At 67.7% G+C, this 25,135-nt stretch carries 26 protein-coding genes; 10 read left to right on the top strand and 16 right to left on the bottom strand.

Annotation, left to right across the window (positions count from 1 at the left end; all coding sequences use genetic code 11):
* Positions 1 to 25 precede the first annotated feature (25 nt).
* Complete coding sequence (locus LYSHEL_RS03465; RefSeq protein ID WP_213435696.1) at positions 26 to 1,075, top strand: serine hydrolase domain-containing protein; 1,050 nt, start codon at positions 26 to 28, stop codon at positions 1,073 to 1,075.
* Here LYSHEL_RS03465 and LYSHEL_RS03470 read toward each other — a convergent pair whose 3' ends face one another.
* Positions 1,076 to 1,456 (bottom strand): VOC family protein, encoded by a 381-nt coding sequence (locus LYSHEL_RS03470; protein ID WP_213435698.1) that lies wholly within the window; start codon positions 1,454 to 1,456, stop codon positions 1,076 to 1,078.
* 87 nt (positions 1,457 to 1,543) lie between these two features.
* Between LYSHEL_RS03470 and LYSHEL_RS03475 the strand changes: the two genes are divergently transcribed.
* The 4 genes from LYSHEL_RS03475 (at position 1,544) to LYSHEL_RS03490 (ending at position 5,246) form a co-directional block, all read left to right on the top strand.
* Positions 1,544 to 2,476, top strand: coding sequence for a transporter (locus tag LYSHEL_RS03475; protein ID WP_213435700.1), 933 nt, complete (start codon positions 1,544 to 1,546; stop codon positions 2,474 to 2,476).
* A 28-nt stretch (positions 2,477 to 2,504) separates the two neighbouring features.
* Positions 2,505 to 3,890, top strand: a complete 1,386-nt coding sequence (gene dbpA / locus LYSHEL_RS03480; protein ID WP_213435702.1) for an ATP-dependent RNA helicase DbpA — start codon at positions 2,505 to 2,507, stop codon at positions 3,888 to 3,890.
* Positions 3,891 to 3,895: 5 nt separating this feature from the next.
* On the top strand, positions 3,896 to 4,408 hold the full coding sequence (locus LYSHEL_RS03485; protein WP_213435704.1) for a GNAT family N-acetyltransferase: 513 nt from the start codon (positions 3,896 to 3,898) through the stop codon (positions 4,406 to 4,408).
* A gap of 67 nt (positions 4,409 to 4,475) precedes the next feature.
* Positions 4,476 to 5,246, top strand: a complete 771-nt coding sequence (locus LYSHEL_RS03490; RefSeq protein ID WP_213435706.1) for an isocitrate lyase/PEP mutase family protein — start codon at positions 4,476 to 4,478, stop codon at positions 5,244 to 5,246.
* 12 nt (positions 5,247 to 5,258) lie between these two features.
* Here LYSHEL_RS03490 and LYSHEL_RS03495 read toward each other — a convergent pair whose 3' ends face one another.
* A complete protein-coding gene (locus tag LYSHEL_RS03495; protein WP_213435708.1) occupies positions 5,259 to 6,050 on the bottom strand; it encodes a helix-turn-helix transcriptional regulator in 792 nt (263 codons plus the stop codon).
* Positions 6,051 to 6,310: 260 nt separating this feature from the next.
* On the opposite strand from LYSHEL_RS03495, the gene LYSHEL_RS03500 reads away from it, so the two are divergent.
* Positions 6,311 to 6,838, top strand: a complete 528-nt coding sequence (locus tag LYSHEL_RS03500) for a hypothetical protein (protein ID WP_213435710.1) — start codon at positions 6,311 to 6,313, stop codon at positions 6,836 to 6,838.
* On the opposite strand, the gene LYSHEL_RS03505 is transcribed toward LYSHEL_RS03500, so the two are convergent.
* From LYSHEL_RS03505 to LYSHEL_RS03515, 3 genes are all read right to left on the bottom strand, one after another.
* On the bottom strand, positions 6,810 to 8,396 hold the full coding sequence (locus tag LYSHEL_RS03505; RefSeq protein ID WP_213435712.1) for a sensor histidine kinase: 1,587 nt from the start codon (positions 8,394 to 8,396) through the stop codon (positions 6,810 to 6,812). The genes LYSHEL_RS03500 and LYSHEL_RS03505 overlap by 29 nt on opposite strands.
* A gap of 62 nt (positions 8,397 to 8,458) precedes the next feature.
* Positions 8,459 to 9,007, bottom strand: coding sequence for a cytochrome P460 family protein (locus LYSHEL_RS03510; protein WP_213435714.1), 549 nt, complete (start codon positions 9,005 to 9,007; stop codon positions 8,459 to 8,461).
* 13 nt (positions 9,008 to 9,020) lie between these two features.
* Positions 9,021 to 9,443: an organic hydroperoxide resistance protein gene (locus tag LYSHEL_RS03515; RefSeq protein ID WP_213435715.1), complete on the bottom strand. Its 423-nt coding sequence runs from the start codon at positions 9,441 to 9,443 to the stop codon at positions 9,021 to 9,023.
* 138 nt (positions 9,444 to 9,581) lie between these two features.
* On the opposite strand from LYSHEL_RS03515, the gene LYSHEL_RS03520 reads away from it, so the two are divergent.
* Positions 9,582 to 10,301, top strand: coding sequence for an alpha/beta hydrolase (locus LYSHEL_RS03520; protein ID WP_213435717.1), 720 nt, complete (start codon positions 9,582 to 9,584; stop codon positions 10,299 to 10,301).
* 47 nt (positions 10,302 to 10,348) lie between these two features.
* Positions 10,349 to 11,302: an alpha/beta fold hydrolase gene (locus tag LYSHEL_RS03525; protein WP_213435719.1), complete on the top strand. Its 954-nt coding sequence runs from the start codon at positions 10,349 to 10,351 to the stop codon at positions 11,300 to 11,302.
* A 6-nt stretch (positions 11,303 to 11,308) separates the two neighbouring features.
* On the opposite strand, the gene LYSHEL_RS03530 is transcribed toward LYSHEL_RS03525, so the two are convergent.
* The 5 genes from LYSHEL_RS03530 to LYSHEL_RS03550 all read right to left on the bottom strand — a co-directional run bounded on the left by LYSHEL_RS03530 (position 11,309) and on the right by LYSHEL_RS03550 (position 15,206).
* Positions 11,309 to 12,337, bottom strand: a complete 1,029-nt coding sequence (locus LYSHEL_RS03530; protein WP_213435721.1) for an alpha/beta fold hydrolase — start codon at positions 12,335 to 12,337, stop codon at positions 11,309 to 11,311.
* An 8-nt stretch (positions 12,338 to 12,345) separates the two neighbouring features.
* On the bottom strand, positions 12,346 to 12,561 hold the full coding sequence (locus tag LYSHEL_RS03535; protein ID WP_213435723.1) for a hypothetical protein: 216 nt from the start codon (positions 12,559 to 12,561) through the stop codon (positions 12,346 to 12,348).
* Between the two features lie 113 nt (positions 12,562 to 12,674).
* Positions 12,675 to 13,238, bottom strand: coding sequence for a peroxiredoxin (locus LYSHEL_RS03540; protein ID WP_213435725.1), 564 nt, complete (start codon positions 13,236 to 13,238; stop codon positions 12,675 to 12,677).
* 113 nt (positions 13,239 to 13,351) lie between these two features.
* A complete protein-coding gene (locus LYSHEL_RS03545) occupies positions 13,352 to 14,605 on the bottom strand; it encodes an FG-GAP-like repeat-containing protein (RefSeq protein ID WP_213435727.1) in 1,254 nt (417 codons plus the stop codon).
* 124 nt (positions 14,606 to 14,729) lie between these two features.
* Positions 14,730 to 15,206 carry a VOC family protein gene (locus LYSHEL_RS03550; RefSeq protein WP_213435729.1) on the bottom strand — a complete coding sequence of 159 codons (477 nt, stop codon included), beginning with the start codon at positions 15,204 to 15,206 and terminating at the stop codon, positions 14,730 to 14,732.
* A gap of 162 nt (positions 15,207 to 15,368) precedes the next feature.
* Between LYSHEL_RS03550 and LYSHEL_RS03555 the strand changes: the two genes are divergently transcribed.
* Entirely contained in the window at positions 15,369 to 16,964 is a 1,596-nt protein-coding gene (locus LYSHEL_RS03555; RefSeq protein ID WP_213435731.1) for a M20/M25/M40 family metallo-hydrolase, read from the top strand.
* Between the two features lie 156 nt (positions 16,965 to 17,120).
* The gene (locus tag LYSHEL_RS03560) at positions 17,121 to 18,608 is read left to right on the top strand and encodes a PQQ-dependent sugar dehydrogenase family protein (protein WP_213435733.1); all 1,488 of its coding nucleotides are present in this window, start codon (positions 17,121 to 17,123) and stop codon (positions 18,606 to 18,608) included.
* Positions 18,609 to 18,665: 57 nt separating this feature from the next.
* Here the strand turns inward: LYSHEL_RS03560 and LYSHEL_RS03565 are convergent, their stop codons facing one another.
* From LYSHEL_RS03565 to LYSHEL_RS03590, 6 genes are all read right to left on the bottom strand, one after another.
* Positions 18,666 to 19,442, bottom strand: coding sequence for a metal ABC transporter permease (locus tag LYSHEL_RS03565; RefSeq protein ID WP_213435735.1), 777 nt, complete (start codon positions 19,440 to 19,442; stop codon positions 18,666 to 18,668).
* Positions 19,439 to 20,335 (bottom strand): metal ABC transporter substrate-binding protein, encoded by an 897-nt coding sequence (locus LYSHEL_RS03570; RefSeq protein ID WP_213435737.1) that lies wholly within the window; start codon positions 20,333 to 20,335, stop codon positions 19,439 to 19,441. The genes LYSHEL_RS03565 and LYSHEL_RS03570 overlap by 4 nt, the downstream gene beginning before the upstream one ends.
* Before the next feature lie 17 nt (positions 20,336 to 20,352).
* The gene (locus LYSHEL_RS03575) at positions 20,353 to 21,765 is read right to left on the bottom strand and encodes a hypothetical protein (RefSeq protein WP_213435739.1); all 1,413 of its coding nucleotides are present in this window, start codon (positions 21,763 to 21,765) and stop codon (positions 20,353 to 20,355) included.
* A 63-nt stretch (positions 21,766 to 21,828) separates the two neighbouring features.
* Positions 21,829 to 22,206, bottom strand: a complete 378-nt coding sequence (locus LYSHEL_RS03580) for a hypothetical protein (RefSeq protein WP_213435741.1) — start codon at positions 22,204 to 22,206, stop codon at positions 21,829 to 21,831.
* Between the two features lie 79 nt (positions 22,207 to 22,285).
* Positions 22,286 to 23,152 carry an acid phosphatase gene (locus LYSHEL_RS03585; RefSeq protein WP_213435742.1) on the bottom strand — a complete coding sequence of 289 codons (867 nt, stop codon included), beginning with the start codon at positions 23,150 to 23,152 and terminating at the stop codon, positions 22,286 to 22,288.
* A gap of 100 nt (positions 23,153 to 23,252) precedes the next feature.
* Positions 23,253 to 25,055 (bottom strand): DUF885 domain-containing protein, encoded by a 1,803-nt coding sequence (locus LYSHEL_RS03590; protein WP_213435744.1) that lies wholly within the window; start codon positions 25,053 to 25,055, stop codon positions 23,253 to 23,255.
* Positions 25,056 to 25,135 lie beyond the last annotated feature (80 nt).

Genomic DNA, 25,135 nt, shown 5'->3' on the forward strand with positions numbered 1-25,135 from the left:
TCCCGCCATCGCCAAGGAGGCTCCCATGCATCGCGCTTTGCTGTGTCTTTGTCTTGCAACGGTCACGTTCAACGCATCCGCCGCCGATCCCGCGCGTTTCGGGGCTGCGCAGAAGGCCATCGAGGCCGGCGAATTCAAGGCGATCACCAGCGTGCTGGTGGCGCAGGACGGCAAGGTCGTCTACGAGCACTACTTCGACAAGGATGGCGCGGAAGGCCGCCGCAACACGCGGTCGGCGACGAAGACGGTGGCCGGCATGCTCGCGGGCCTGGCGATCGCCGACGGACGCCTGCCGGGCAAGTCCGCGCGCATCTTCGATGTGCTGCCGCCGGCGCGCCGCGCACGCATGGCCAATCCGGATCCGCGCAAGGATGCGATCACGGTGGAGGACCTGCTCACGATGTCGTCCATCGTGGAGTGCGACGACGAAACCGAGTTCTCGCGCGGCAACGAAGAGCGCATGTATCTCATCGAGGACTGGGTGCAGTTCTACGCGGACCTGCCGGTGCAGGGCTTCCCCGCGTGGATGCCGAAGCCCGCCGATTCGCCGCACGGCCGCAGCTTCCGCTATTGCACCGCGGGCGTGACCACGCTGGGCGAAGTGGTGCAGACCGCCGTGGGCGAACCGCTGCAGGCGTACGCGCAGCGCAGGTTGTTCGATCCGTTGGGCATCGAAAAGCCGGAGTGGCAGTTCTCGCCGCTGGGCCTGGCACAGGCGGGCGGCGGCCTGGGATTGCGCACGCGCGATCTGTGGAAGCTCGGCCAGTTGTATCTCGACGGCGGCCGCGCCAACGGCAAGCAGGTGATGCCCGAAGCGTGGGTGCGCGCGTCGTTGTCGCCGCAGGCGACCAAGGGCGAGGAAGCGGACTACGGATACCTGTGGTGGCTGATGAAGGTGCCCGTTGGCGACAAGGTGATGACGCTGCCGGCGATGGCGGGTACGGGCGGCAACACGGTGTTCCTGTTGCCGGAGCAGCATGCCGTCGTCGTGATCACCACCACCAACTACAACGAACGCCAGCCGCACCTGCTCACGTTCAAGCTGCTCACGCGCGATCTCATCCCCGCGCTGTAATCACGCCCAGGTGGTCGCGCCTTCGGGCCACCCGGGGCGTTGCACGCGCACGATGCAGAAGCGCTGGCCCGTCGGCGCCTGCATCACCACCCAGCGTTCGAGGCGTTGCACGACGGACGCGCCGAGCGCTTCCAGGCGTGCCACTTCCGCGGGGATGTCGTCGGTTTCGATATCGAGGTGCACGCGGCTTTCGTGCGCCACGCGCTGCAGCTGCACGATCGGTTCTTCGGGCCGCGTGGCGAGCATGACGTAGTTGCCGCGCGTGCCGGGATGGTCGCGGTCGATCTCGCGGCCGAGGGCGTGGGACCAGAAGCGGGCGGCGGCGTCGATGTCGTCGGTGCGGCAATCGATCAGCAGGGCGCAGAGGCGGGACCGGTGCATGCGGGGCACCATACCGGCGCGCGACGTCGCCTTCAATCCGCTGCGGTAAGGTAACGCCCAGGTTCGCCACGCAAGGCGGTCGATCGCATGCCGGGCACGCTGTACGCCGCGCTGAAGCATTTCGCCATCACCGCCTGCTTGCTGGCGGCCTGCCTGGCGGCGAAGACGGCGCGCGCACAGGACATCGAGCCGCGCGCGTATTCCAACGCGCCGGTCGGGGTCAATTTCTTCATCGCCGGCGGCGTCGCGACGCGCGGCGGACTGTCGCTCGATTCCCTGCCCATCACCAATGCGGACCTCCGCACGACGTCGACCGTCGTGGCCTATGCGCGGGTGTTCGACCTGCGCGGCCGCTCCGGCAAGTTCGACATGATCGTGCCGTACACGCACCTGCGCGGCACGGCGGACTACCAGGGCCAGTCGGTGGAACGCGACATCAGCGGATTCGGCAAACCGGCGTTCCGGGTTTCGGTGAATTTCTTCGGTGCGCCTGCGTTGGGCTTGCGCGAGTTCCGCGCGTGGAAACAGGACCTGATCGTCGGCGCGAGCCTGCAGGTGTCGCCGCCCTGGAGCCAGTACGACCCCGGCCGCATCGTCAACATCGGCAGCAACCGGTGGTCGTTCAAACCCGAGGTCGGAGTGTCGAAGGCGCTCGGATCCTGGACGCTCGAAGCACAGGCGGCGGCGGTCTTCTTCACCGACAACCGCGACTTCTACCGCGGCAGGACGCGATCGCAGGATCCGCTCTATTCGCTGCAGGGCCACGTGATCTACGGGTTCGCCTCGGGCGTGTGGACGTCCTTCGATGTCACGTACTTCGCCGGCGGCCGCTCGGAGATCGACGGCGTGGTGGGCAACGACCTGCAGCAGAACTGGCGCGTGGGCGCCACGCTGGCGATGCCGCTGGGCCGGCTGGACTCGATCAAGTTCTCCGCCAGCAGTGGCGTCTCGGCGCGCACCGGCAACAACTTCGATGCGATCGGCATGGCCTGGCAACACCGTTGGGGCGCGGGACTGTGAAAGCGGGCCCGTCGCCTATCATGGCGCCATGACCGAAGCCCTCGAATTCACCGATCTCCCGCTCGACCCCGCGTTGCTGCAGGGCCTGGAGGCGCTGGGGCACGTCCGCATGACGCCCATCCAGGCGCGCAGCCTGCCTTCGCTGCTCGCGGGCCTGGACGTCATCGCGCAGGCGCCCACCGGCAGCGGCAAGACCGCGGCGTTCGGGCTGGCGTTGCTGTCGCGCATCGACCTGTCGCAGTTCCGCGCGCAGGCGCTGGTGCTGTGCCCCACGCGCGAACTCGCCGACCAGGTGGCCAAGCAGGTGCGCAAGCTCGGCAGCGGCATGCCGAACCTGAAACTGCTGACGTTGACGGGCGGTGTCGCACTCGGGCCGCAACTCGCGTCGCTCGATGTGCATGCACCACACGTGGTGGTCGGTACGCCCGGCCGCGTGCAGGAGTTGCTGCGCAAGAAGGCGCTGGACCTGCGCGGCATCCAGGTGCTCGTGCTGGACGAAGCCGATCGCCTGCTCGACATGGGCTTCGAAGAGCCGATCCGCGAGATCGTGAAGGCGACGCCGAAGACGCGCCAGACGCTGTTGCTGTCCGCGACGTTCCCCGACGCCGTGCGCGAAGTGGCGCGCACCACGATGCGCGAACCGGTGGAAGTCACGGTGGAGGGCGCGGCCGAGGCGGCGCCGATCGAACAGCGCTTCTATGAAGTCGAACCGGCGATGAAACCCGCCGCCCTCGCCGGCCTGCTGCTGGAGCACGGCGCCAACAACACCGTCGTGTTCTGCAACATGCGCCGCGATACGGAAGAAGTGGTCGCATCGCTGTCGCACCTCGGCTTCTCCGCGCTCGCGCTGCACGGCGACATGGAGAAACGCGATCGCGAGGAAGTGCTGGTGTGCTTCGCCAATCGCAGCTGCACGGTGCTGGTGGCCAGCGACGTCGCGGCACGTGGCCTCGACATCGCGGACCTCGGCGCGGTCGTCAACTACGACGTGCCGCACGACGCCGACACCTACACGCATCGCATCGGCCGCACCGGCCGCGCCGGGCGCGATGGCCTGGCGCTCACGCTGTGCACGCCGCGCGAGCAACCGCGCCTGCGCGTGATCGAAGAAGCCCTGCACATGCGCGTCCAGCCGCAGCGCCCGCCGATGGCCGCGTTGCGCGCCAACGTCGGGCCGCGTGCGCCGATGGCAACGCTGCGCATCGACGGCGGACGCACCGACAAGCTGCGCCCGGGCGACATCGTCGGCGCGCTCACTGGCGAAGGCGGGCTCAAGGGCGACGTGATCGGCAAGATCGACGTGTTCGCCACGCGCAGTTACGTCGCGATCCAGCACGCGCACGCGGAGCGCGCGTTGAAGCGGTTGCAGGACGGGAAGATCAAGGCGAAGAAGTTCCGGGTGCGACGCGTGTGAGAGGTGTGGCGCTGGTCCCGGTCCAAGCAGATCAAGCGCCCGCGCTGTCGGCGCTGTGCTACGAGATCTATCCGCAGACGTTCACGTACCTGTGGGACGACGCCGGCGCCTGGTACATGGACGCGATGTACAGCGTCGCGAAGATGCAGGAAGAGTTGCGCGATCCGAACGCGCGCTTCGATTTCCTCGCGCTCGACGGCCGCCGCGTCGGGTATCTGAAACTGAAACTCGACAGCGACCTGGCCGGCGAACCCGGCGGACTGGAAGTCGAACGCATCTACCTGTCGCAGGACTGCGCGGGCCAGGGCCTCGGCGGATTCATGTTGGCCGCGGCGATCGACGTCGCGCAGCAACGCCACAAGCGCTACGCCTGGCTGCACGTGATGGACAGCAGCCTCGACGCGATCCGCTTCTACGAGAAGCATGGGTTTTCCATCGTCGGCGAAACGATGCTGCCCTTCTCGCACATGCTGCCGCACTACCGGCGGATGTGGCGGATGCGGAAGCCATTGGCCTAAAGATTCCGACAGCGGGGCCGCGGCGGCGCGGCTATCGTGGCTGCCTGATCACACAGGACGCACGCCCATGCAAGCCGACCTCGCCCTACGCCTTCAGACCCTCCACGCACAGGCCGCCCCGCTCGTCGTCTACAACGCGTGGGATGCCGGCAGCGCGGGCGCGATCCGCGAGGCCGGGTCGCCGCTCGTCGCAACGAGCAGCTGGGCGATCGCTGCGGCGCAGGGCTACGAGGATGGGGAAGCGTTGCCGCTCGACGTGCTCGCGCAAATCGTGCCGCGGATCGTCGCGAAGGTGCCCGATGTGCCGGTCACGGTGGACTTCGAAGGCGGCTACGCCGAGGACGGCGCGACCGTCGCGAACAACGTCGCGCGGCTGCTGGACCTGGGCGTCGTCGGCATCAACTTCGAAGACCGCGTCGTCAAGGGCAAGGGCCTGTATTCCATCGAGGCGCAGAGCGCGCGCATCGCGGCGATCCGCGCGATGGCCGAAGTGCGCGGGATCCCGATGTTCATCAATGCGCGCAGCGATGTGTACTTCGACGATGGCTTCGCGCCGGAGCAACGACTCGAGGCGGCGAAGGCGCGTGCGGCCGCTTACGCATCCGCGGGGGCGTCCGGCTTCTTCGCGCCGGGGCTCGCCAACATCGACGAGATCCGCGCGCTCTGCGCATCGACGCCATTGCCGGTGAACGTGATGATGTGGCCGGGATTGCCCGACCTCGCCGCGCTCACGCAGGCCGGCGTCAAGCGCATCAGCCATGGCCCCGGCCCGTATCGCGCGGCGATGCAGGGCGTGCAGGCCGCGGCATCGGCCCTGTTCGGCACTGGACGGCGCTGACGCACAGACGCGTCACTTCCCGCTGACTTGCTCCGGCACCAGCATCGTCGGCGCCAATCCGAACACGCGACGACACGTGCGCGTCAGGTGCGCTGCATCGGCGAAGCCGGCTTCGTGCGCGGCGTCGGTCCACGATCGGCCCTGGAACGCGGACTCCACCGCGTGCTCCATCCGCGCCCACAACAACCACGCGCGCAGCGATGTGCCGGTTTGCGATGCGAACAGATGGCGGAAGCGGCTGGGCGACAGATGCACGGCGGCGGCGACGTCATCGAGGCGGATCGGCGTCGCAAGCCGTGCCTGCAGCCATTCGATCGCCGACGTGATGCGCGGATCGTCGACCGGCGCCGCGGGCGGATTGCCGGCCACGCTGCACACCGCGCCCTGCGCGGCCTGCAGCAACAATGCGTCGGGCGCCGCGGCTTCGTAATGCGCCTGCACGAATTGCACGGCGTCGCGCACTTCGTCGTCCGGCAACAGGCACAGATCGAAACCGGCGAAGCGCGTGCGCAAGGCCGCACCGCGCTTTGAATTCGGCTCGACGAACAAGGTTGCGATCGTCGCACCGGCGCCATCGAAGCGATGCCGTCGATCCGGCATCACCACGACGCCCCGCGTTGCGCGCGGTTCGGGCCACCCGGCACCCTGGATGCGGAAGTCGCCCGCCATCGCCAGCGACACCTGGATCGCGTGGTGCGCGTGGTCCTGCACCTGCGCGACATGCCGCCCGATCCACAGGCTCCCGCCCGGCCAGCCGATGACGCGGCCGATGCCCGTGACGGGACGCTTGCGGGACTCATCCATACGCGCGATGCGGTCAGCCGGTTTGTTCAAGATTACGACGGGGCCCATCGCCAGACTGCACCAAGGCCAAACGGGCCTGCCAGTCCTAACGAGGATCTCCCATGAACACCGACGCCAAGTCCTGCCCCTGCACCCCCGCCTGCATCGGCGCCGCCTGCACGTGTGGTTGCCAGGCCGCCCCGAAGATTGCGTCCGCCTGCACCTGCGGTTGCCAGCAAGGCAAGCCGTGCCAGTGCGGCACGCAACGCGACTGATCCGCCGTGGCCGCCCTGTACTTCGGCACGTTGCTGCTGGCCGCGATGATGGCCCCGGGCAACGCGCACGCGGGAACATTACTGGGCGGCATTGCAGGGTTGCTCGCGGCCATCGGCATGCATCGCGGGTTGCGATCGGTCGGCACCGGCCACGTACTCGCGCTGCTGCTGGCCGTGGTGGTCGCGGCCAACGGCGTGGCGTTCCTGTTCGGCGGCTGGTTCCCGCTGCCGGACGCACAGGCGGCATGCAACCTGGGACGGCTCGTGTTGCTGGGCGCGCCGTTGGCCGCCATCGCGTTGTGCAACGCACCGCGCGACCAGCGGTGGGTCGCGCTGATCCTCGCGTTGAATGCCATCGCCGGCTTCGCGTTGCTCGCGGTGATGTTCGGCGCGGGCGACCTGGCGACGCGCGGGAATGTCGGGTGGTGGCAGCGCGGGTTCGCGCTGGCCGCGTATCCGTGGATGGCGGTAGTGGGGTGGGCGTTGCTGCGGTGGCGGGGCGTCGTCAGGACGCCAGCGGCAACCGCACCGTGAAGCGACTGCCGCGCCCCAACCCTTCGCTCGCCACTTCGACTTCCCCGCCATGCGCCTCGACGAGGCGCTTGACGAGCGTCAGGCCGATGCCGAGGCCGCCGTGCTCGCGATCCGTGGCGCGGTGCGCCTGCACGAAGGGCTCGAAGAGTTCGGGCAGCAATTCCGGTGCGATGCCCTCGCCGTTGTCTTCGATGTCGATGCGCGCGCGGGCGTTGTCGCGTGACACGGTGATCCGGATGCTGCCGCCGACGGGCGTGTAACGGATGGCGTTGGACAGCAGGTTGGTCACGACCTGCGTCAGGCGCACGCCATCGCCATCCACCACCACGTCGCGATCGGCCAGGTGCGTGACCACGGCGTGGTCGCGCGCCGCGGCACTCGGGCGCAGTTGTTCGACCGCCCCCTCCACGATGGCGTTGAGGTCCACCGGCCTGCGGTCGAGCGCGATCAGGTTGTTGGTGATCCGCGCCATGTCCACCAGGTCTTCGACCAGCGCCGTCATGTGCCGTGTCTGCCGCGCGATGACGTCGATGCATTGCGTGGCGCGCGGATCGCGCACGAGATGGCGCAGCAGTTCCGTCGCGGTGTGGATGGGCGCCAGCGGATTGCGCAGTTCGTGGCCCAGCACGGCGAGGAAGCGGTCCTTGTTGGCGTTGGCATCGCGCAGCGCCTGTTCGCTCCGGCGCAGCTCCGTCTCGGCACGCACGCGCGCGGTGACGTCCGAGCCCTGGATGAAGATCCCGTCCATCGACCCGTTGCCATCGAGGATGGGCTGGTAGACGAAATCGAGGATGCGTTCCTCGGTCGTCGCATCGGGCCTGGCCAGGCGCACGGGCAGCGAACGGCCGACGAAGGGTTCGCGATAGCGGAAGACGTGGTCGAGCAAGGTGACGTAGCCCTGGTCGATGACTTCGGGCAACGCCTCGGCGACCGGCCGGCCGATCAGCGCATCGCGCGATTGTCCGACCAGGCGTTCGTACGCATCGTTGACGATCGTGATCACGTGCGTCGGCCCGTACGTCACGCACGCAAAGCCCGGCGCCTGCTGCAGCAGCTCCTGCATGCGCCGCATCTGCGCGCGCTGGCGCGTCTCGGCTTCGATCGCGTCGGTGCGCTCGTTGAGGACGCACATCAGGCCGGCGATGCGGCCTTCGTCGTCCTCGACCGGCGTGTACGAGAAGCTGAAATACGTCTGCTCATCGTGGCCATGACGCTGCAGCACGAACGGACGATCCTCGAAGAAGTGCGATGCCCCCTCGTCGATGGACGAAGACACCAGCGGTTCGATCTCGTGCCAGACCTCGGGCCAGACCTCCGACATCGGCTGGCCGAAGCCCTGCGGATGCTTGATGCCCATGACGGGCAGGAAGGCCGCGTTGTAGAAGAACCGGCGATCCGGCCCCCACACCAGGTACTGCGGGCGGTGGCTGCGCAGGATCAGCGCGAGCAAGGACTTGAGCGTGGCCGGCCACTGCGACCGGGCGCCGAGCGGCGTGCTGCGCCAATCGACCGCTTCCAGCAACGCAATCGGGTCGAACGCTGTCGTCGGGCCATTCACGTTTGGATCCCGCACTCCACCCCTGGGCCGCGCATGCTCTCACGGCCCGCGCCGTGCCTGCATCAACGCTTCTGGTACGGGTGGAAGATGTAGTTCTTGTCCTTCACCTTGAGGTGGCAGGCCTGCCCGCAGTCGGCCTTGCTGGTGGCGTCGGGCGTGTACGTGTCGGTCTTCGCGTCGTAGTTGAAGACCGCGTAGCCCCAGCCACCGGTCTTCGGGAAGCGCTTGCTGTCCTTCTCCATCAGGAAGGCCTGCTTGAACTGGTCGGGCACGTCGACGACGAACTGCGCGTCGGTGCTCTTCTTCGGCGACCACTGCAGCTTGGCGATCTTGGACCCTTCCGGGAACGGCTTGCCGTTGCCGGGGATGCCGGACTTGTAGGCCTTGATCATCGTCGGGTTGGCGACGATCACCTTGAGTACCTCGTCGGTGCGCGCCGACGACACGAGCGACCAGTCTTCGTAGCCCTTGAAGTCGGCGAATGCGATATCGCTCGGCGACTTGAGCGAGTACTTGTCCGGGCCCTGTGCGGACAGCGCGTTGAACGCGACGCCGAGTCCCAGGCCGAGGGCGCCGAGGACGGCGGTCTGCATCGCGATCGAAACCTTCATGTCGTTTCCTCGTTTACTTCACCTTGAATTCCACTTCGATGTCGCCGCGCGTCGCGCGGGAATACGGGCAGGTCCGGTGGCCTGCCTCGGCGAGCGCTTTTTTCGTTTCGTCGTCCAGGCCGGGCAGGTCGATGTGCATCGTGACGTGCAGCTGGTACTCGTCGCTGGCGGTCTTGCCGAGCGTGACGTCGGCGTCGACCGCCGCGTCCTTCGGCCACTTGATCTTCCGTTGCAACGCGGCGATGTGCATCGCGCTGAGGAAGCACGCCGAGTAGCCCAGCGCGAAGAGTTGTTCGGGATTGGTGCCGGGCTTGCCGCTGCCGGGCGTGGCGAACTGCAGGTCGAGCGTGCCGTCGCTGGTCTTTCCTGCCCCTTCGCGACCTCCGACGGTGCGGACGTGGGCGGTGTAGAGCTCGGTGACCAGCGGGCTGGGCATGGGCGTTCCCGATCGCGACGCGTAGTCACCCATCATGGTCGTCCACTCCCCGCCCGACCCTCCCCCGTTCGGGTCATTGCCTGACGCCGCGTGGCCCCGGGAACGTCGCAGGTTCCCTCCCCCGCAACGGTCATCGCCATGTCGCCTGCAACGTCCACGCCTGCCGCTTCGAACGCCGCGAAGAATGTCGTCCTCGTGCACGGCGCCTTCGCCGACGGTTCCGGATGGCAGAAGGTCTACAACCTGCTGAAGAACGACGGCTTCAACGTCACGATCGCGCAGAACCCGACGACGACGCTCGCGGACGACGTGGCCGTGGTGAAGCGCGCCATCGCACAGCAGGATGGTCCCGTCGTTCTCGTCGGGCATTCGTATGGCGGCGTGGTCGTGTCGGAGGCCGGGACGGATCCGAAGGTCCAGAGCGTGGTCTACATCGCGGCCTTCGCCCCCGACCAGGGCGAGTCGGTGCAGACCTTGATCGCGAATCCACCACCGGGCGCAGCGGTGCCGCCGATCCTGCCGCCGCAGGATGGGTTCCTGTTCCTCGACCGCGACAAGTTCGCCGCATCCTTCGCCGGCGACATCCCCGCCGAGGATGCGAAGTTCATGGCGGACTCGCAGGTGCCGTGGGGCGTGGAAGCGTTGGCGGGCGCGGTGACCACGCCCGCGTGGAAGTCGAAGCCGAGCTGGTATCTCGTGGCGACCGACGACCACATGATCCCGCCGCCCGCGCAGCAGATGATGGCCAAGCGCGCAGGCGCCACCGTCGTCGAAGTGCCCGGCAGCCATGCGATCTACGTGTCTCAGCCGGCGGCGGTGGCCAGGCTCATCGCGCAGGCGGCGCAGGGCGTACATTGAGGCGACGCGCTCCTCGGCCCGAGGACGTCCTGGCCGAGGAGCCCTGCATGAACCTGCTGAACGCGCATGTCCGCGACACCCTGGTGCGTGGCGCCCTGGCCGCATGCCTGGGCCTGTTCTCCCTGGTCGCACCCGCGCATGCCGAAGTGCATCCGTATTCGGCCGCCTTCCACGGCACCGACATGGCAGTCACCGGCGGCACGCAATACGTGCGCGTCGGCGGGCACGGGCCGGCGGTGCTGTTGCTGCACGGCTTCGGCGACACGGGCGACATGTGGCAACCGCTGGCCGAGAAGCTGGTGAAGGACCACACCGTGATCGTGCCCGACCTCCGCGGCATGGGCCTGTCGTCGCACCCGGAAACGGGTTACGAGAAGACCGCGCAGGCGCGCGACCTCATCGGGATCCTCGATGCGTTGAAGGTCGACCGCGTGCAACTGGTGACGCACGACATCGGCAACATGGTGGGTTACGCACTCGCGGCGCAGTTCCCTGCGCGCGTCACACGTTGGGTCGTGATCGATGCGCCGCTGCCGGGGCTCGGCAGCTGGGACAAGCAGATCACCAATCCGAAGACGTGGCACTTCAACTTCCGCGGGCCGGACGTGGAGCGCCTGGTCGCTGGGCGCGAACGCATCCTGCTCGATCGCTTCTACAACGAACTGTCGGCGAACCCGGCCGGCATCGACGAGGCGACGCGCAACCACTACGCCGCGCTGTATGCGCGCCCGGGTGCGATCCACGATGCCTTCAGTGGCCAGTTCGGCGCATTCGCGCAGGACGCGAAGGACAACCAGGCATTGTTCGCGAAGGGCGGAAAACTGCCGATGCCGGTGCTGGCGATCGGCGGCGATCACTCGTACGGCGAGTCGATGCAGACGGAAGTCGCGACGGTGGCCACGCACGTGGACGGTGCGGTGATCAAGGATTCGGGGCACTGGATCATGGAAGAACAACCGGGCCAGCTGATCCCGGTGATCGAAGCGTATTTGCGCAAGTAACGCCGGTCAGAGGCGATCGGCCTCCACGATCGCCTGCGCGAACGCCGCGGGCGCTTCCTGCGGCGGGTTGTGCCCGATGCCACCCGTCAGCAAGCGATGTGCGTACTTGCCGGTGAAGCGCTTCGCGTAACTCTCGGGCGTGGGATGCGGCGCGCCGTTGGCGTCGCCTTCGAGCGTGATCGTCGGGACGGTGATCGGCGGGAAGGCGGCGAGCTTCGCTTCGATGGCGTCGTACTTCGCTTCGCCCTTCGCCAGGCCCAGCCGCCATCGATAGTTGTGGATCACGATATCGACGTGGTCGGGGTTGTCGAGCGATTGGGCGCTGCGATCGAACGTTGCGTCGTCGAACGCCCATTTCGGCGAAGCGAGTTTCCAGATCAGCTTCGCGAAGTCGTGGCGGTATTTTTCGTAGCCCGCACGACCGCGGTCGGTCGCGAAGTAGTACTGGTACCACCACTGCAGTTCGGCTTCGGGCGGCAGCGGCGCCTGCGCCGCCTGCTGGCTGCCGATCAGGTAGCCGCTCACCGCCACGAGCGCCTTGACGCGTTCGGGCCACAGCGCCGCGACGATGTCGGCCGAGCGCGCGCCCCAATCGAATCCGCCGAACACCGCCTGCTTGATGCCGAGCGCGTCCATGAAGGCGACCACGTCTTCGGCGAGCGCAGCAGGCTGTCCGTTGCGCAGCGTGTCGGGCGACAGGAACCGCGTGCTGCCGTAACCGCGCAGGTGCGGAACGAGTACGCGATAGCCGCGCGCGGCCAGTTGCGGTGCGACATCGACATAGCTGTGGATGTCGTACGGCCAGCCATGCAGCAGCACGACGGGCGGGCCCGTTTTCGGTCCGTCTTCGGCGTACGCGATGTCGAGGACGCCGGCGCGTACCTGTTGCATGTTCGCGAAAGTGCGCATCGAAGTCGGTGTGTCCGGTTGCGCCCTCGCCGCCTGCATGAAGCCGAACGGGGAAGCCGCGACGCCGAGCGCCGCCGTTTCCAGGAGCAGGCGACGGCCCGGGTCGATCGCGCGGAGCGGCTTCATGCGCGGCGCTAGCTCGTCCGGCGCGCGTCGACCGCCGCCATCAGGTCGCTGGCCTGCGCGACGGCGTAATGCCGGTCGGTGGGCGCGACCTCCGACACGAGTTCCGCGAGCTTTTCGCCGTAATGGTCGAAGAGCGCGTCACCGGATTTCATCCCGCGCCACAGCGGCAGTGCGGCGTGCAGTTGGTACAGGGCGGCGTCGAGTTCCGAACGGCTGGCGGGCATGCGGCATTCCCGGTGCGCGGGTGGGCGCACAGGATAGGAAGCCTTTCGCCCGCGCGGGTTAGGGAAATGTTGCGCGTCGCGCCGTTCGTCGGGCGCGACGCGAATCATGCGCGTTACTTCTTCGCAGCCTTCGCCGGTGCGAGCGCCTTCACCGCGTCCAGCGTTTCCTTCACGTGCTTGTTCGGGTTGAGGTCCGAATACACGTGCGCGATGTTGCCCGACGGCGCGATGACGTACGACGTGCGGTCCGACCATTCCGGCTTCTGCGCCAGGATCGCGTCGTACTGCTTGGCGATCTTCGCGCCCGGATCGGCGGCGACGGCGAACTTGCCGCCGCAGTGTTCGGTTTCCTTCGAGAAGTCGGCCAGCTGGTCCACGTTGCCGGCGGTCACGCCGATCACGGTGGCGTGCGCGGCCTTGAACTGGTCGATGGCCTCGGAGAACAAATGCGCCTCGAGGTTGCAGCCCGAGGTGTGCGCGGCCGGGAAGAAGTACACGACCACCGGGCCCTTCTTCAGCGCATCGGCGAGCTTGAAGTTGAACGGCTTGCCGGCGAGGTAGGCCTGCGCGCTGAAATCGGGCGCCTTGGTGTCGACCTTCAATGCCGCCAGCGAAGGCGCGGCGAACGCGACGAGGCCGACGGCGACGGTCGCGGCAAGCTTCAGGACGGGGTTCATCGGGGTTCCTCTCCTCGGGGGCAGGTGCGGCGGAGGATAAGGCATGCGCAAAGGCGCCGCCCGGGGCCCCGTCATGAACCCCGCGCAGCGCCTCGACGTTCCATCGTCCCGCGCTACTCCGTGAAGCCCACCACCGTCTGCGCCTGGCTCGCCATCGTCGTGACCGCTTGCGTCGTCGCCGAGCTCGCCGAACGCCAGATGATGTTCGCGCCCGTGGTGGTGTTGCGCCACAGGATGTCCGCGCGGCCGTCGCCGTTGTAGTCGCCGGAGCCCACGACGCGCCATGCGGTCGCCATCGTCGTGACCGCCTGCGTCGTCGCCGAATTGGCCGAGCGCCAGATCAGGTTCGCGCCGCTGGTGCTGCGCCACAGGATGTCGCTGCGGCCATCGCCGTTGTAATCGCCGGAGCCCACGACGCTCCACGCCGTCGTGCGCGTGGTCACCGCCATCGTGGTCGCCGAATTGGCCGACAACCAGATCAGGTTCGCGCCGGTGCTGTTGTCGCGCCACAAAATGTCGGAACGCCCATCGCCGTTGTAGTCGCCGTTGCCGACGACGGTCCACGCGATGGTGCGCGTGGTGACGGCCTGCGTGGTGCTCGACAACGCGGAGCGCCAGATCACGTTCGCGCCGGTGCTGGTGTTGCGCCACAGAATGTCGGCGCGCCCATCGCCGTTGTAGTCGCCCGAGCCCGCGACGATCCACGCCTGGCTCGCCATCGTGGTGACGGTCTGCGGCGTCGACGACAGGCCGGACCGCCAGATCGCGTTCGCGCCGGTGCTGGTGTTGCGCCACAGGATGTCGGAGCGGCCGCCGCCGTTGTAATCGCCCAGTCCCACCGCGCGCCACGCGACCGCCAGCGTCGTCACCGCCTGCGGCGAACCCGATGCCGCCGACAGCCAGATCACGTTCGCGCCCGTGCTCGTGTTGCGCCACAGGATGTCGGAGCGGCCGTTGCCGTTGAAGTCGCTCTTGCGCACCGCGGGCGTGACGGTGATGACGCCGGACATGCCGACGCCGCCGGCAGCGCCATGCCGTTCGCAGTGGTAACGGATGGTGCCGGCGGTCGGGAACGTCACGGTCGCATTCCATGCCGCACTGCTGAGGTTGCCGTTGCCGCCTGCGCCATCGCAGCCATTGGCGCACCGGAAGCCGGTGATCGCGCCCGGATCGGACGCGACGTTGTGGATGCCGCCGTTGTTGTGGAACGTGATCGTGTCGCCGGCCGCGATCGTGATCGTGGCCGGCGTGAATGTCATGTTCGTGTTCGCGTTGACGACGTGGTTGGCCGCGAACGCCGACGTCGACAGCAGCAGCCCCGGCACGACCACGCACCAGGCGCGGAGTGTGTGTTGTTGAGTTCGCATGGCGCACCTCGCCGACTCGACCACAGTGGCCCCGATCTACGCAGATACCGCCCCGGGCGGCATCGGTTCATCGCGGACTGTAGGCCGGTCGGACGCGGCGTGCTTCCGTAGAACTACTGGCGCGTCAGCCCTTCACCGCGGCATCGAGCGCGGCGATGTCGATCTTGCGCATCGTCATCATCGCCTTGAAGGCGCGCGCGGCCGTGTCGCCGCCCTGCTTCATGTACTCGGTGAGGCGCTTCGGCGTGATCTGCCACGACAGGCCCCAGCGATCCTTGCACCAGCCGCACATGCTTTCCTGCCCACCGTTGCCGGTGATCGCATTCCAGTAGCGATCGGTTTCCGCCTGGTCGTCGGTGGCGACCTGGAAGCTCACCGCTTCGTCGAACTTGAATTCGGGTCCGCCGTTCAACAGCAGGAACGGTTGGCCGAGGATCGTCATCTCCACCGTCAGCACGTTGCCTTGCTTGCCGGCGGGGTAGTCGCCGGGGGCGCGCATGATGTCGCCGACGTGGCTGTCGGGGAACGTGGCGGCGTAGAAACGCGCGGCGTCTTCGGCGGTGCCGTCGTACCACAGGCAGGGCTGGAGCTTCGGGATCATGCGCGGCCTCCTGGCGTTCGGTTGAGCGGCGGAGCCTACCGCAGGCCCGTTAAGCCTCCGCGTAGAGGACCTGGGTCACGCCCGCCCATGACTGATGGGCCAGCGGCCGCGGCCGCTTGCGATGGCAGACTCGCTGCTTTGCCGTTCCCTCGGGGGGAATCCATGAAGCGCATGTTGTTGGCGGCCGCGGCCGTCATGCTGGTCGGCGGGCTGCACGCCGAAGAACGCGTCGACCTGGCCATGACCAGCAAGATCCGCCAGGAAGCTTTCAACCATTCGCAGGCCATGGCGCTGCTGGATCACCTGACGGAGCAGGTCGGGCCCCGCCTCACCAATTCACCGGCGATGGTGCAGGCCAACGCGTGGACGCGTTCGAAGTTCGACGAGTGGGGCCTGGCCAACGTGCACGACGAGGCCATGGCCGAGCCCTTCGGCCGCGGCTGGGAATTCCATTCGGCCGACGTGGAGATGCTCACGCCGCGCGCGTTCCCGCTGCATGCGTTGCCGAAGGCGTGGACGCCAGGCACCAACGGTCCGATCGAAGGCGACGTGGTCGCCGCGAAGATCGAGAAGAAGGAAGACTTCGAGAAGTTCCGCGGCAAGCTGAAGGGCAAGATCGTCTTCCTCGGCGAAGCGCGCGCGTACAAGCCGGGCGAAAAGCCCGACTGGGATCGCGAGACCGACGCCACGCTCGACGCGATGAAGGCGCTCGCCGTCCCGGCCGACCAGAAGCCGGGCGCGCGCGAAGAAGCGCGCGAACGCCGTCGCCAGCGCCTTGAGTTCGCGCCGCAGCTCAACAAGTTCCTCGTCGACGAAGGCGCGATCGCGTCGGTCACGCAGAGCGGCTGGGACAACGGGATCATCCTGTTGTCCGGTGGCGGCTCGCGCAAGGCCGGCGAATCCGTCGGCGTGCCGTCGCTGTCGATGGCCGCCGAACACTTCAACGCCGTGATGCGCGCGCTCGACCGCAAGGCGCCGGTGCGCCTGCGCATGAACGTCGATGCGCGCTTCACCACCGACACCGACCAGCCCGCCTACAACACCATCGCCGAAATCCCCGGCACCGGCCCGCACCGCAACGAAGTGGTGATGATCGGTGCGCACATGGATTCGTGGCATGCCGGCACGGGCGCGGCCGACAACGGCGCGGGCGTGGCGGTGATGATGGAAGCGATGCGCATCCTGAAGGCCGTCGGCGCCAAGCCCGACCGCACGATCCGCGTCGCGCTGTGGACCGGTGAAGAGCAGGGCCTGCTGGGCTCGGCCGACTACGTGTCGCGCCACTTCGGCAAGTTCGCCGACCCGGCCGATCCGAAGGAAAAGGCGATGCCGGTGATGCTGCGCAACCCGCGCGGCAAGTTCGAGCCGGGCAGCGACTACGGCAAGCTCGCCGCGTACTTCAACCTCGACAACGGCGGCGGCAAGATCCGTGGCGTGTACGCGCAGGAAAACATGGAAGTCGCGCCGATCTTCGAAACCTGGCTCAAGCCCTTCAACGACGTGGGCGCCACCATCGTCACCCAGCGCAACACGGGCAGCACGGACCACGTGTCGTTCGACACGATCGGCCTGCCGGGCTTCCAGTTCGTGCAGGACGGCCTGGACTACTTCACCAACGTCCACCACAGCGACCTGGACGTGCTCGACCACATCGTCGCCGAAGACCTGAAGCAGGCGTCCGCGATCGTTGCTTCGTTCGCATACAACGCGGCGACGCGTCCGGAAAAGCTGCCGCGCAAGGCCGTGTCGGCCGAGTAAGCGCCACACCGCCGGGCGGCTCGTCGAATGGATGAGCCGCCCGGTCTGCGTTCCGCGATGAACCGATCCGCGGATCGCCGCTACTGACACCTTGGCACTTCGCCCGCGCCCTGCCTCCCTCGCAGGGCCGGGTCGATGCCGCAAAGGAGAGGTGTCATGAAGCAACTCAACACCATCGCGGTCGCCCTCGCGATCGCTGTTGCAGGCTTGTGCCCGGCCGGCACGCGCGCACAGGACGCATCCCCCGCGATCTCGGTGAAGCTGGTGCCCGTCGTCGACAGGCTCCACCTGGTCACCGACATCAACGTCGTCGGCAACTGGGTCTTCATCTGCACGCAGCCCGGCGTGCTGATGCGGAAGAACCTGGCGTCGCTCAGCACGCACGATGCGTCGGTGTTCCTCGACATCCGGCCGAAGGTCGGCATGCTCGGTGCGCGCATCCCGGCCCTCGCCGGGTTGGGTTACCCCACCCCGGGCACGTACGACGAGCGTGGCTTGCTCGGCTTCGTCGCCGATCCCGCCTTCGCGACGAATGGCCGGTTCTGGATCTGGTATTCGAACATCGGCCAGTTCAGCAATCCGCCGAACTTCTTCCAGTGGACGGTCTCCACCACGCAGCCCTGGAACATGGCGCGCTACGACCACGTCGATTACCTCGACGAATACAAGGTGGTGGACGGCGTGCCGAAGTTCATGCGCACGCTGCTCAAGCTCAAGCGGCCCTACTTCAACCACACGGGCTTCCAGTCGCTGGTGTGGTCGCCGGAGCACAAGACGCTGGTGCTCGGCCTCGGCGACGGCGGCAGCGAGTACGACCCGAACAACATCGCGCAGGACGACCGCCAGTTGTCGGGCAAGCTGATCAAGATCGACCTGGCGAAGCTGGCGGGCATGGACTTCCGCAACACCGCGCCCGTTGCGACCTTCGCCGACCTCGCCGCGCGCGGCGTGCCGGCCGATGCGTTCAAGACGCTGGTGAAGGGCCTGCGCAATCCGAGCAAGGTGCACTACGAGCAGACCAGCGAGCCCGCGGGCGACGGCTTCCGCTGGATCAAGTACCTCGCCAACACCGGGCAGGACACGATCGAATTCCTGCATGGCTTCGATCACTACGGCATCAACTTCGGGTTCCGCGCGTGGGAGGGCAACTTCCCGACGTCGCTCGCGGCCACGTCGGACGATCCCGCGCGCACGATCATGTACGCCGTGGAAGCGACGCACCTGCCGAACTACTACCGGCCGCTCGTCGTGTACTCGCACCTGGATGCGGCCACCAACCATCCGCACGCCAACACGGGGTCGGCGTTGTACCTCGGCGACAGGATCCCCGGCCTGAAGGGCGACCTGGTCTTCATCGACTGGATCACCTTCGACAAGTCGCCGCCGCAAGGGCAGCTGATGTACGCCAGCGTCAATCGCGCGAAGCTGCAACGCGCCAATGCGGTGCACGTGTTCAACGTCGACCTGTCGGCTGCGGGCCTGACGTCGACGCAGCCGTTGTTCTTCACGTCGATCAACACCGATCCGGCCGGCAAGCGGCTCTTCGTCGGTGGGTTCAAGGACTTCCAGTTCGTCGTGAACCAGCGCCAGGCGGTGGGCAGCACGGGCCTGGGCGGTGCGTTGTACGAAGTCGTTCCGAAGTGAGCGACGGTGCGTGACGCAGGATGGCGATCATCGACGCGATGATCGCCATCCGAACACTCATCGCGCGGGATGCATTTTCCGCACCGCGGGCACGAGTTGCGCCAGCAAGCCGCAGGCCGCGAGCAACCACACGATCAACGCGCCGCTGGGCAGGTCGAACACCGCCGACAACGCCAGGCCGAGCACGTAACCCGCGATGCCGATGATGTAGGCCGTGATCAGTTGCTTGCGGCTGCCGTTGCCGCCCACGGTCGCGAGCGCCGGGATGATCAGGCTGGCGAACACGAGGTACACGCCGACCAGCTGCACCGACACGGTGATCGCGATCGCGAACGCGCCGTAGAACGCCAGGCCCGTCAACGTGTTGCGACGCCACCATACGAACGCGAGCAGCAACGCCGACAGGAGCGCGGCAGGCCACAACTGGTCGTAGCTCACCCACAGGATCTGGCCGACGAGGAGGTCCTTCAGGTGTTCGCCGCCTTGCGGGTTGTTGGCGAGCAGCAACAGGCCGCCGGTGGCCGCGAGCACGAACAACGTGCCGATCAGCGGTTCCTGCAGTTTCGGCCAGCGCTTGTCCGTCCATGCCAGCAATCCCGCACCGGCGAGCGCCGCCACGGCGGCGGCGATCTCCACGCCGTAGCCGTGTTCGTCGACGCCGAGGTACTGCGCGAGGATCACGCCGAGCGCGGCGACCTGCGCGATCGCCAGGTCGATGAAGATGATGCCGCGCGACAACACCTGCCGCCCGAGCGGCACGTGCGTGGACAACACGATGAGCCCCGCGACGCACGCAGGTCCGAGGATGCTGGCATCCAGGCCGTCGAGGTTCATTTGGCGGCACCCAGCAGCTTGTCGATCGTGGAGTCGTACATGCCGAACAGGTCCTTCGACTGCGCATCGCCGCCGACGGAGAACGGCAGCACGACGACGGGCACGCCCGTGCGATCGGACAACCAGTGCGCCGGCTTCGGATCCTGGTAGGCGGCGGCGATGATCGCGTACGTGCCCGCGGCCTTCGTCGTCGCGATCAGGCTCGACAGGTGGCCGCTGGTCGGCGGCACGCCGGGCTTCGGCTCGAGTGCGCCGATCTGCTGCAGACCGAGCCACGTGTTGAGGTACACCCAGCTGATGTGGTGCACGACGACCTTCTTGCCCTTCAGCGGCGCGGCCTTCGCTTCCCAGCGCTTGATGGCGGCCTGCCAGCGCGTCGAGAAATCCGCGAGGCGCTGCTGGTACACCGCTGTGTTCGCCGGATCGAGCACGATCAATCGTGCATCGAGCGCCTTCGCGATCTTCAGCATGCGATACGGATCGAGCTGCACGTGCGGATTGCCGCGCGGATGGATGTCGCCGTTGGCGCGGTCGAGCGCGGTGGGGCGTTCGAGCGTCTGCACCTGCTCGCTCGCCATGAAGTACCCGTTGCCGCTGGCCACGCGCGAGTTGCCGGATTGCTTGAGCAGCTGCGGCAGCCAGCCCACTTCGAGGTCGCTGCCGGTGCAGGCGATGAGGTCGGCCTGGCGCACCTTCGCGATCAGGCTGGGCTTGGCTTCGATCTGGTGGACGTCCTGCAGCGCGGTGGTGCCGACGCTGAGGTCGACCTTGTCGCCCGCAAGTTCGGTGACCATCGCGCCCCATTCGGGTTCGCAGGCGAAGACCTTCGGCTTGGCGAAGGCGGGCACGGCCGCGAGGCCGAGGAGGAGGAAGCAGATGAGTTGGCGTTTCATGTCGGTTGACCTCGCGATCAGAATTTGTGGGCGCCGTGGGCGCCGAACGTGGCCTGGTATTGCAGGCTGATGATGTTGTCGGTGTCGGCCGCGTTCGGGTAATCGCGGCCGAGTTGCAGGCGCAGCAGGCTGAACTCGCTGTTGCGCCACGTGAGCATCACGCTGTGGCGGAACGGATCGAACGGGCTGGCGAACGGCCCGCCTTCGTCGGCCCACAGGCGGTCGTAGCGATAGCCGGTTTCCCACGTGCGGTTGATGCGCCAGATGCCTTCGACGTACGCGCCCTGGCGTTGGCCGTTCCACGGCTGGTCGAGCGTGGCATCCACCGGATCGTGGTAAGCGCCGTCGCGGTCTTCGTGGAAGTACTCGCTGCGCACGGTGACGCCGCCGTCCTTCGTGTTGCCGCCCGGCGCCCACTTCCAGGTGAAGTCGGCCAGGTACAGGTTTTCGTCGCCGCGGAAGCCATCCTCCGCGCCATCGGTCTGCGAGCGCAGCATCGACACGCCGGCGAGCCATTCGTTGTCGGTGCCGACATCGCCGCCCGCGTGCGCGAACAGCGTCTTGACGCCCGCGCCCGCGTGCCCTGCCCCGCCGCTGGGGAACGCATCGCCGCGCAGGATTTCGCCGCCGACTTCGAAGAACACATCGGTCGGCGCCACCCAGCGCAACTGCACGCCATCGTCGCCGTACTGGTTGCCGAGGAACGCCTGGTACGCCAGCGGACGATCGGAGAACGCGTCGGTGTGCGCGTGGTGGCTGTTGAGGTACCCGATGTTGGAGAAGAACCGGCCGGCGCGCAGCGAGAAGCCCGCGGGCATCGCGGTGGTGTCGATGTACGCCTCTTCGACGCCGAGCTTGTCTTGCCCGTCTTCGTTCTCCACCGACAGCGTCACCTGCCCGTAGAACTTGTCGTCGATGTTGGAGGAGAACGCGAACTCGCTTTCGCCCAGCGAGAATCCCTGCGGACCGGGACCGGCGCCGCCGGCGAGCGGGAAGCCCGCGCGCAGGTAGTTGTCCGGGTTGAGCGAGTGGTACGCGTAGCTGCCGTTGAGGATCACGCTGATCGCGGGGTTGAACGCGTTCGGATTCGAGGCCGCGTTGTCGATGGGCGGCGCGGCTTCTTCCGCAGGCGCTTCGGCTTGCGCCACCGGCTGCGACGCGTTGGCCTTCATCGCTTCGATTTCGGCGCGCGCGTCCTGCAAGGCCTGCGCGGTGGCGGCCTGGGCGTCTTCGAGGGCCTTGATCTTCGCTTCGAGCGCGGAGACCCGATCGGTGGGCGCCGCGTCCTGCGCGAAGGCGAGTGCGGGCGAAAGCGCGGCGACGACGGCGCACGCAAGGAGGGAACGACGCCATCGCGACGTCGTTGGCGATGGACTGGAGCACGACACGTCGGCGGCGCGCGCGCGCACCGACAGGCAAGACGGATTCACGGGGAAAACCTCCGGAGCGGATGGATGACGGGATGGGCTGCGCAAGGGCAGCCGGAACGCGCGTCAGGCGATCGGAGGCCGGAACGGTGAAGTCGAGGCGTGGGGCTCGATGGCGAACGCTTCCATCGGCGGCAACGCGATGCGCGGCGGATGGATGAGCGTGAAGGCGAGGACCGGCACGACCGGCGTGAACGACGGGCTGCCGCCTTCGTACCAGTTGGCGCCGTGCGTGTGCTTGCTGCCGGACTGCCCCTGGTCACCCGGATCGTCGCGGTCGCCTTCGAAGTGCACGGTGTGCGTGCGATCCACCGACGCCAGCAGCGCGTGTTCGATCGAATGCACTTCGCACATGAAATGCATGACCGGGGTGATCAGCAGCCCCAGCACCAGCAGCGCCAGCAAGCTGGCGCGCAGGGAGCGCTGGAGGCGGCGGAAGATCATCTGCCCGAGGGTAACGGACCCGCTCCGGGCGTGACAACGCCCGGAGGTCATCGCGGGGATGCGGGGTGCGTGAATGTGGCTACAGCGTCCCGGTGATGGGCGCCAGGCGCGCCGCTTCGGCCGTGCACTTCGCGGGATCCGGGGCGGGGGCGGCGGCCAGTTCCTTGCGCGCGGCTTCGACATCGGCGACGAACGCGGGATCCGATTGCAGGCGCGCGAAGGTCCCGGCGGCGACCGTGCGGCCCGCGAGGATGTCGCTCTGCCAGTGCGCGTTGCAGACCAGGCGGCTTTCGCCGAACGCGCGTGCACGGGCCAGCAACGCATCGGTGCGCGCGGGTGCGACCTGCACGAGGATCAGGCCCCACGTCCAGCCGATCGCGGTATGCCCCGACGGATACGAGCCATCGTTGCGCAACTGCGCTTCATCGCCGGGCGTGCACGTGGATTCCTTGTAATGCACGAACGGCCGCTCGTGCTGGTAGTGGTCCTTCGCGCGATACGTCGAAAGGCCGGCATCGACCAGCGTGCGTTGCATGAGCAGGTAGAGGCGCGGCGTGGCGGCCGGCGTGATCGTTTTTCCCAGGGCGCAGTCGAACGCGGTGGGCGCGTGGGGGAAATGGAGGTCGGCGTCGGCGGTCGCGAGTGCGCCGCGCGGTGTGCTGCGCAACGTTTGTGCAGTCGCGTGGATCGCTTCGTCCTGCGCGAACGCGGGCGATTTCGGATCGGGTGGCGGCGGCACGAGCGCAAGGCTGTCGGGCAATGCGCGACCGAGGTAACCGGCCGGCACGCCGGGTTTCAACTCGGGCACCGGCGCGACGGCGGCGGGCGGCGGCGTGCGTTCGACGGCACTACCCGCGCACGCCGCGAGCGCGCCGAGCAGCGTGCACGACAGCAGGGCGTGCACCGGACGCACCTGGATGCATGTCTCGACGTGTGTCGTCGCCATGGCGCGGTCTCCTTGCACCCGGCACTGTCCGCCAGGCGCAAGGTCCGCGCGTCCGCAATATTTCGCGGACGCGCTCAGTAGAACTACGGAGCGCCGATGCTCAGCGCTTCGCGCGCTGCTGCTTCACGAACGTCTCGCGCACCGCCTTGTTCAGCAGCGCCGGCGGCAGCAGGCCCTGGTCGAGCAGGAAGTCGTTGAAGGCCTTGCGGTTGAAGTCGTCGCCGAGCGCCACCTCGGTTTCCGCGCGCATCTGCATGATGCGCGAGTAGCCGTAGAAGTAGCTGCCGGCCTGGCCGGGCGAGTTCACCGAGTAGCGATCGATTTCCTGCCGCGCCATCGCCTTCGAGAATCCGACCTGTTCGGTGAGCACCTTGAACGCGGTGTCGCGGTCGGTGAGGCCGAGGTTGATCATCGGATCGAGCATCGCGCGCGCGGCGCGCAGCAGGCGGAACTGCAGCGCGATCAGCTGCCCCTCCAACGGCTCGTACGGCACCATCTCGGCTTCGGCATACAGCGCCCAGCCTTCGACGTTCACCGAATTGAAGGCATACAGCGTGCGCGCCAGCGAGACGCCGCGCTCGATCATCGCGGTGAACTGCAACTCGTGACCGGGGCGGCCTTCGTGCGCGCTCAGCGTCCATGCGCCGGCGTGAAAGTTGAAGTCGTCGTACGGACCATCGGCGCCGGCGTTGGGATTGCCCAGCGGCAGGACGAACGTGCCCTGCTGCCCCGTGTTGCCCACCAGCGGCGCCGGCAGGAAATGCGGCGCGGGCTGCGCGGCGTTCTCGGCCTGCGAACCCAGGCGCATCTGCATCGGGCGGTTGGGCAGCGTCACCACGTCGTGCTGCGCGATCAGGCGGTCGAGTCCCGGCATCACGGTGTTGCGGTAATACGGCTCGACTTCGTTGTCCTTCAGCTGCGTGCGCTTGAGCGCGCGGATCACGCCGATGTAATCGGTGGCCGCGATGCCCTTTTCCTTCGCCACCAGCGGCGCGAGTTGCTGCATCGCGTTGCGGGTTTCCATGTACTCCAGCTGCGCGCGTTCGATCAGCACGCGCGGATCGATGTCGATGCCGTAGTTCTTCAGCGCCAGCGCATACAGCGCATCGGGCAGCTTGTAGTCGGTGCGCGCGGTGGGCAGCACGGCGGCCTTCGACCACGCGGCGTACTCGTCGAGTTGCTTGTCCAGCGCGGCGAGCGCCGAGGCGGCCTGCGCGTCCAGCTTGTACTTCACGAACAGGTCGCGGATGCCTGCGCGGTAGGTCTGCACGTTGTCGATCGACTGCTGCACTTCGATCTGCGTCGGCTGCACCAGGCCTTTCTCGCTGCGCTCGTCGTAGCGCTGGCGCGCGAGCGTCACGAGCGGCGTGGTACCCGGCGCGACGCCGACGTAACGCTGCAGGCGCAGCACGGCGCTCGCGCGGCGATCGGCCGGCGTCTGTTCCGACAGCAGCGACTGGATGCCCGAGAAGATCGTCTGGCCCGCGTCGAACCACGGACGCGTCATGCGCTGGTTGATCTCGCTGGCCTGAATCTGGTCGTCCGCGGCCTGCACGAGGATCGCGATGTCCTGCTTCACGTTCGGGTCGGTTTCGGTCGCGGCCTTCGCGAGCAGGTCGGCCTTCGCCTTCGCGGTGGCTTCGCGGAAGCGCTGCGGATAGCCCGGGCCAATGTCGGCCACCTTGTCGTCGTAGCCCGGGATGCCGAAGAACGACACCGTCTCCGGCTGGAACGGCGCCTGCGCGAGGATGAGGATGTTCGTGTATTCGTTGCTGCGCGCGACCCACGCCGGCGGGGCCTTGGCCGGGGCGGCGCTGGCGGGTTTCGCCTGTGCCTGCGCGAGGACGGGCGCCGGCAAGGCGAGAAACAGGGCAACGGCAACCGCCAGCGTGAGCGTCTTCATTCGGATCTCCCCTCGGGTGAGGCGCCACCCTAGCCGGCCGGCGTGATGACAATCCATGCCCCACAAGTCACGTGGCCGTG

Source organism: Lysobacter helvus, assembly GCF_018406645.1.
GTDB classification, from domain to species: domain Bacteria; phylum Pseudomonadota; class Gammaproteobacteria; order Xanthomonadales; family Xanthomonadaceae; genus Noviluteimonas; species Noviluteimonas caseinilytica.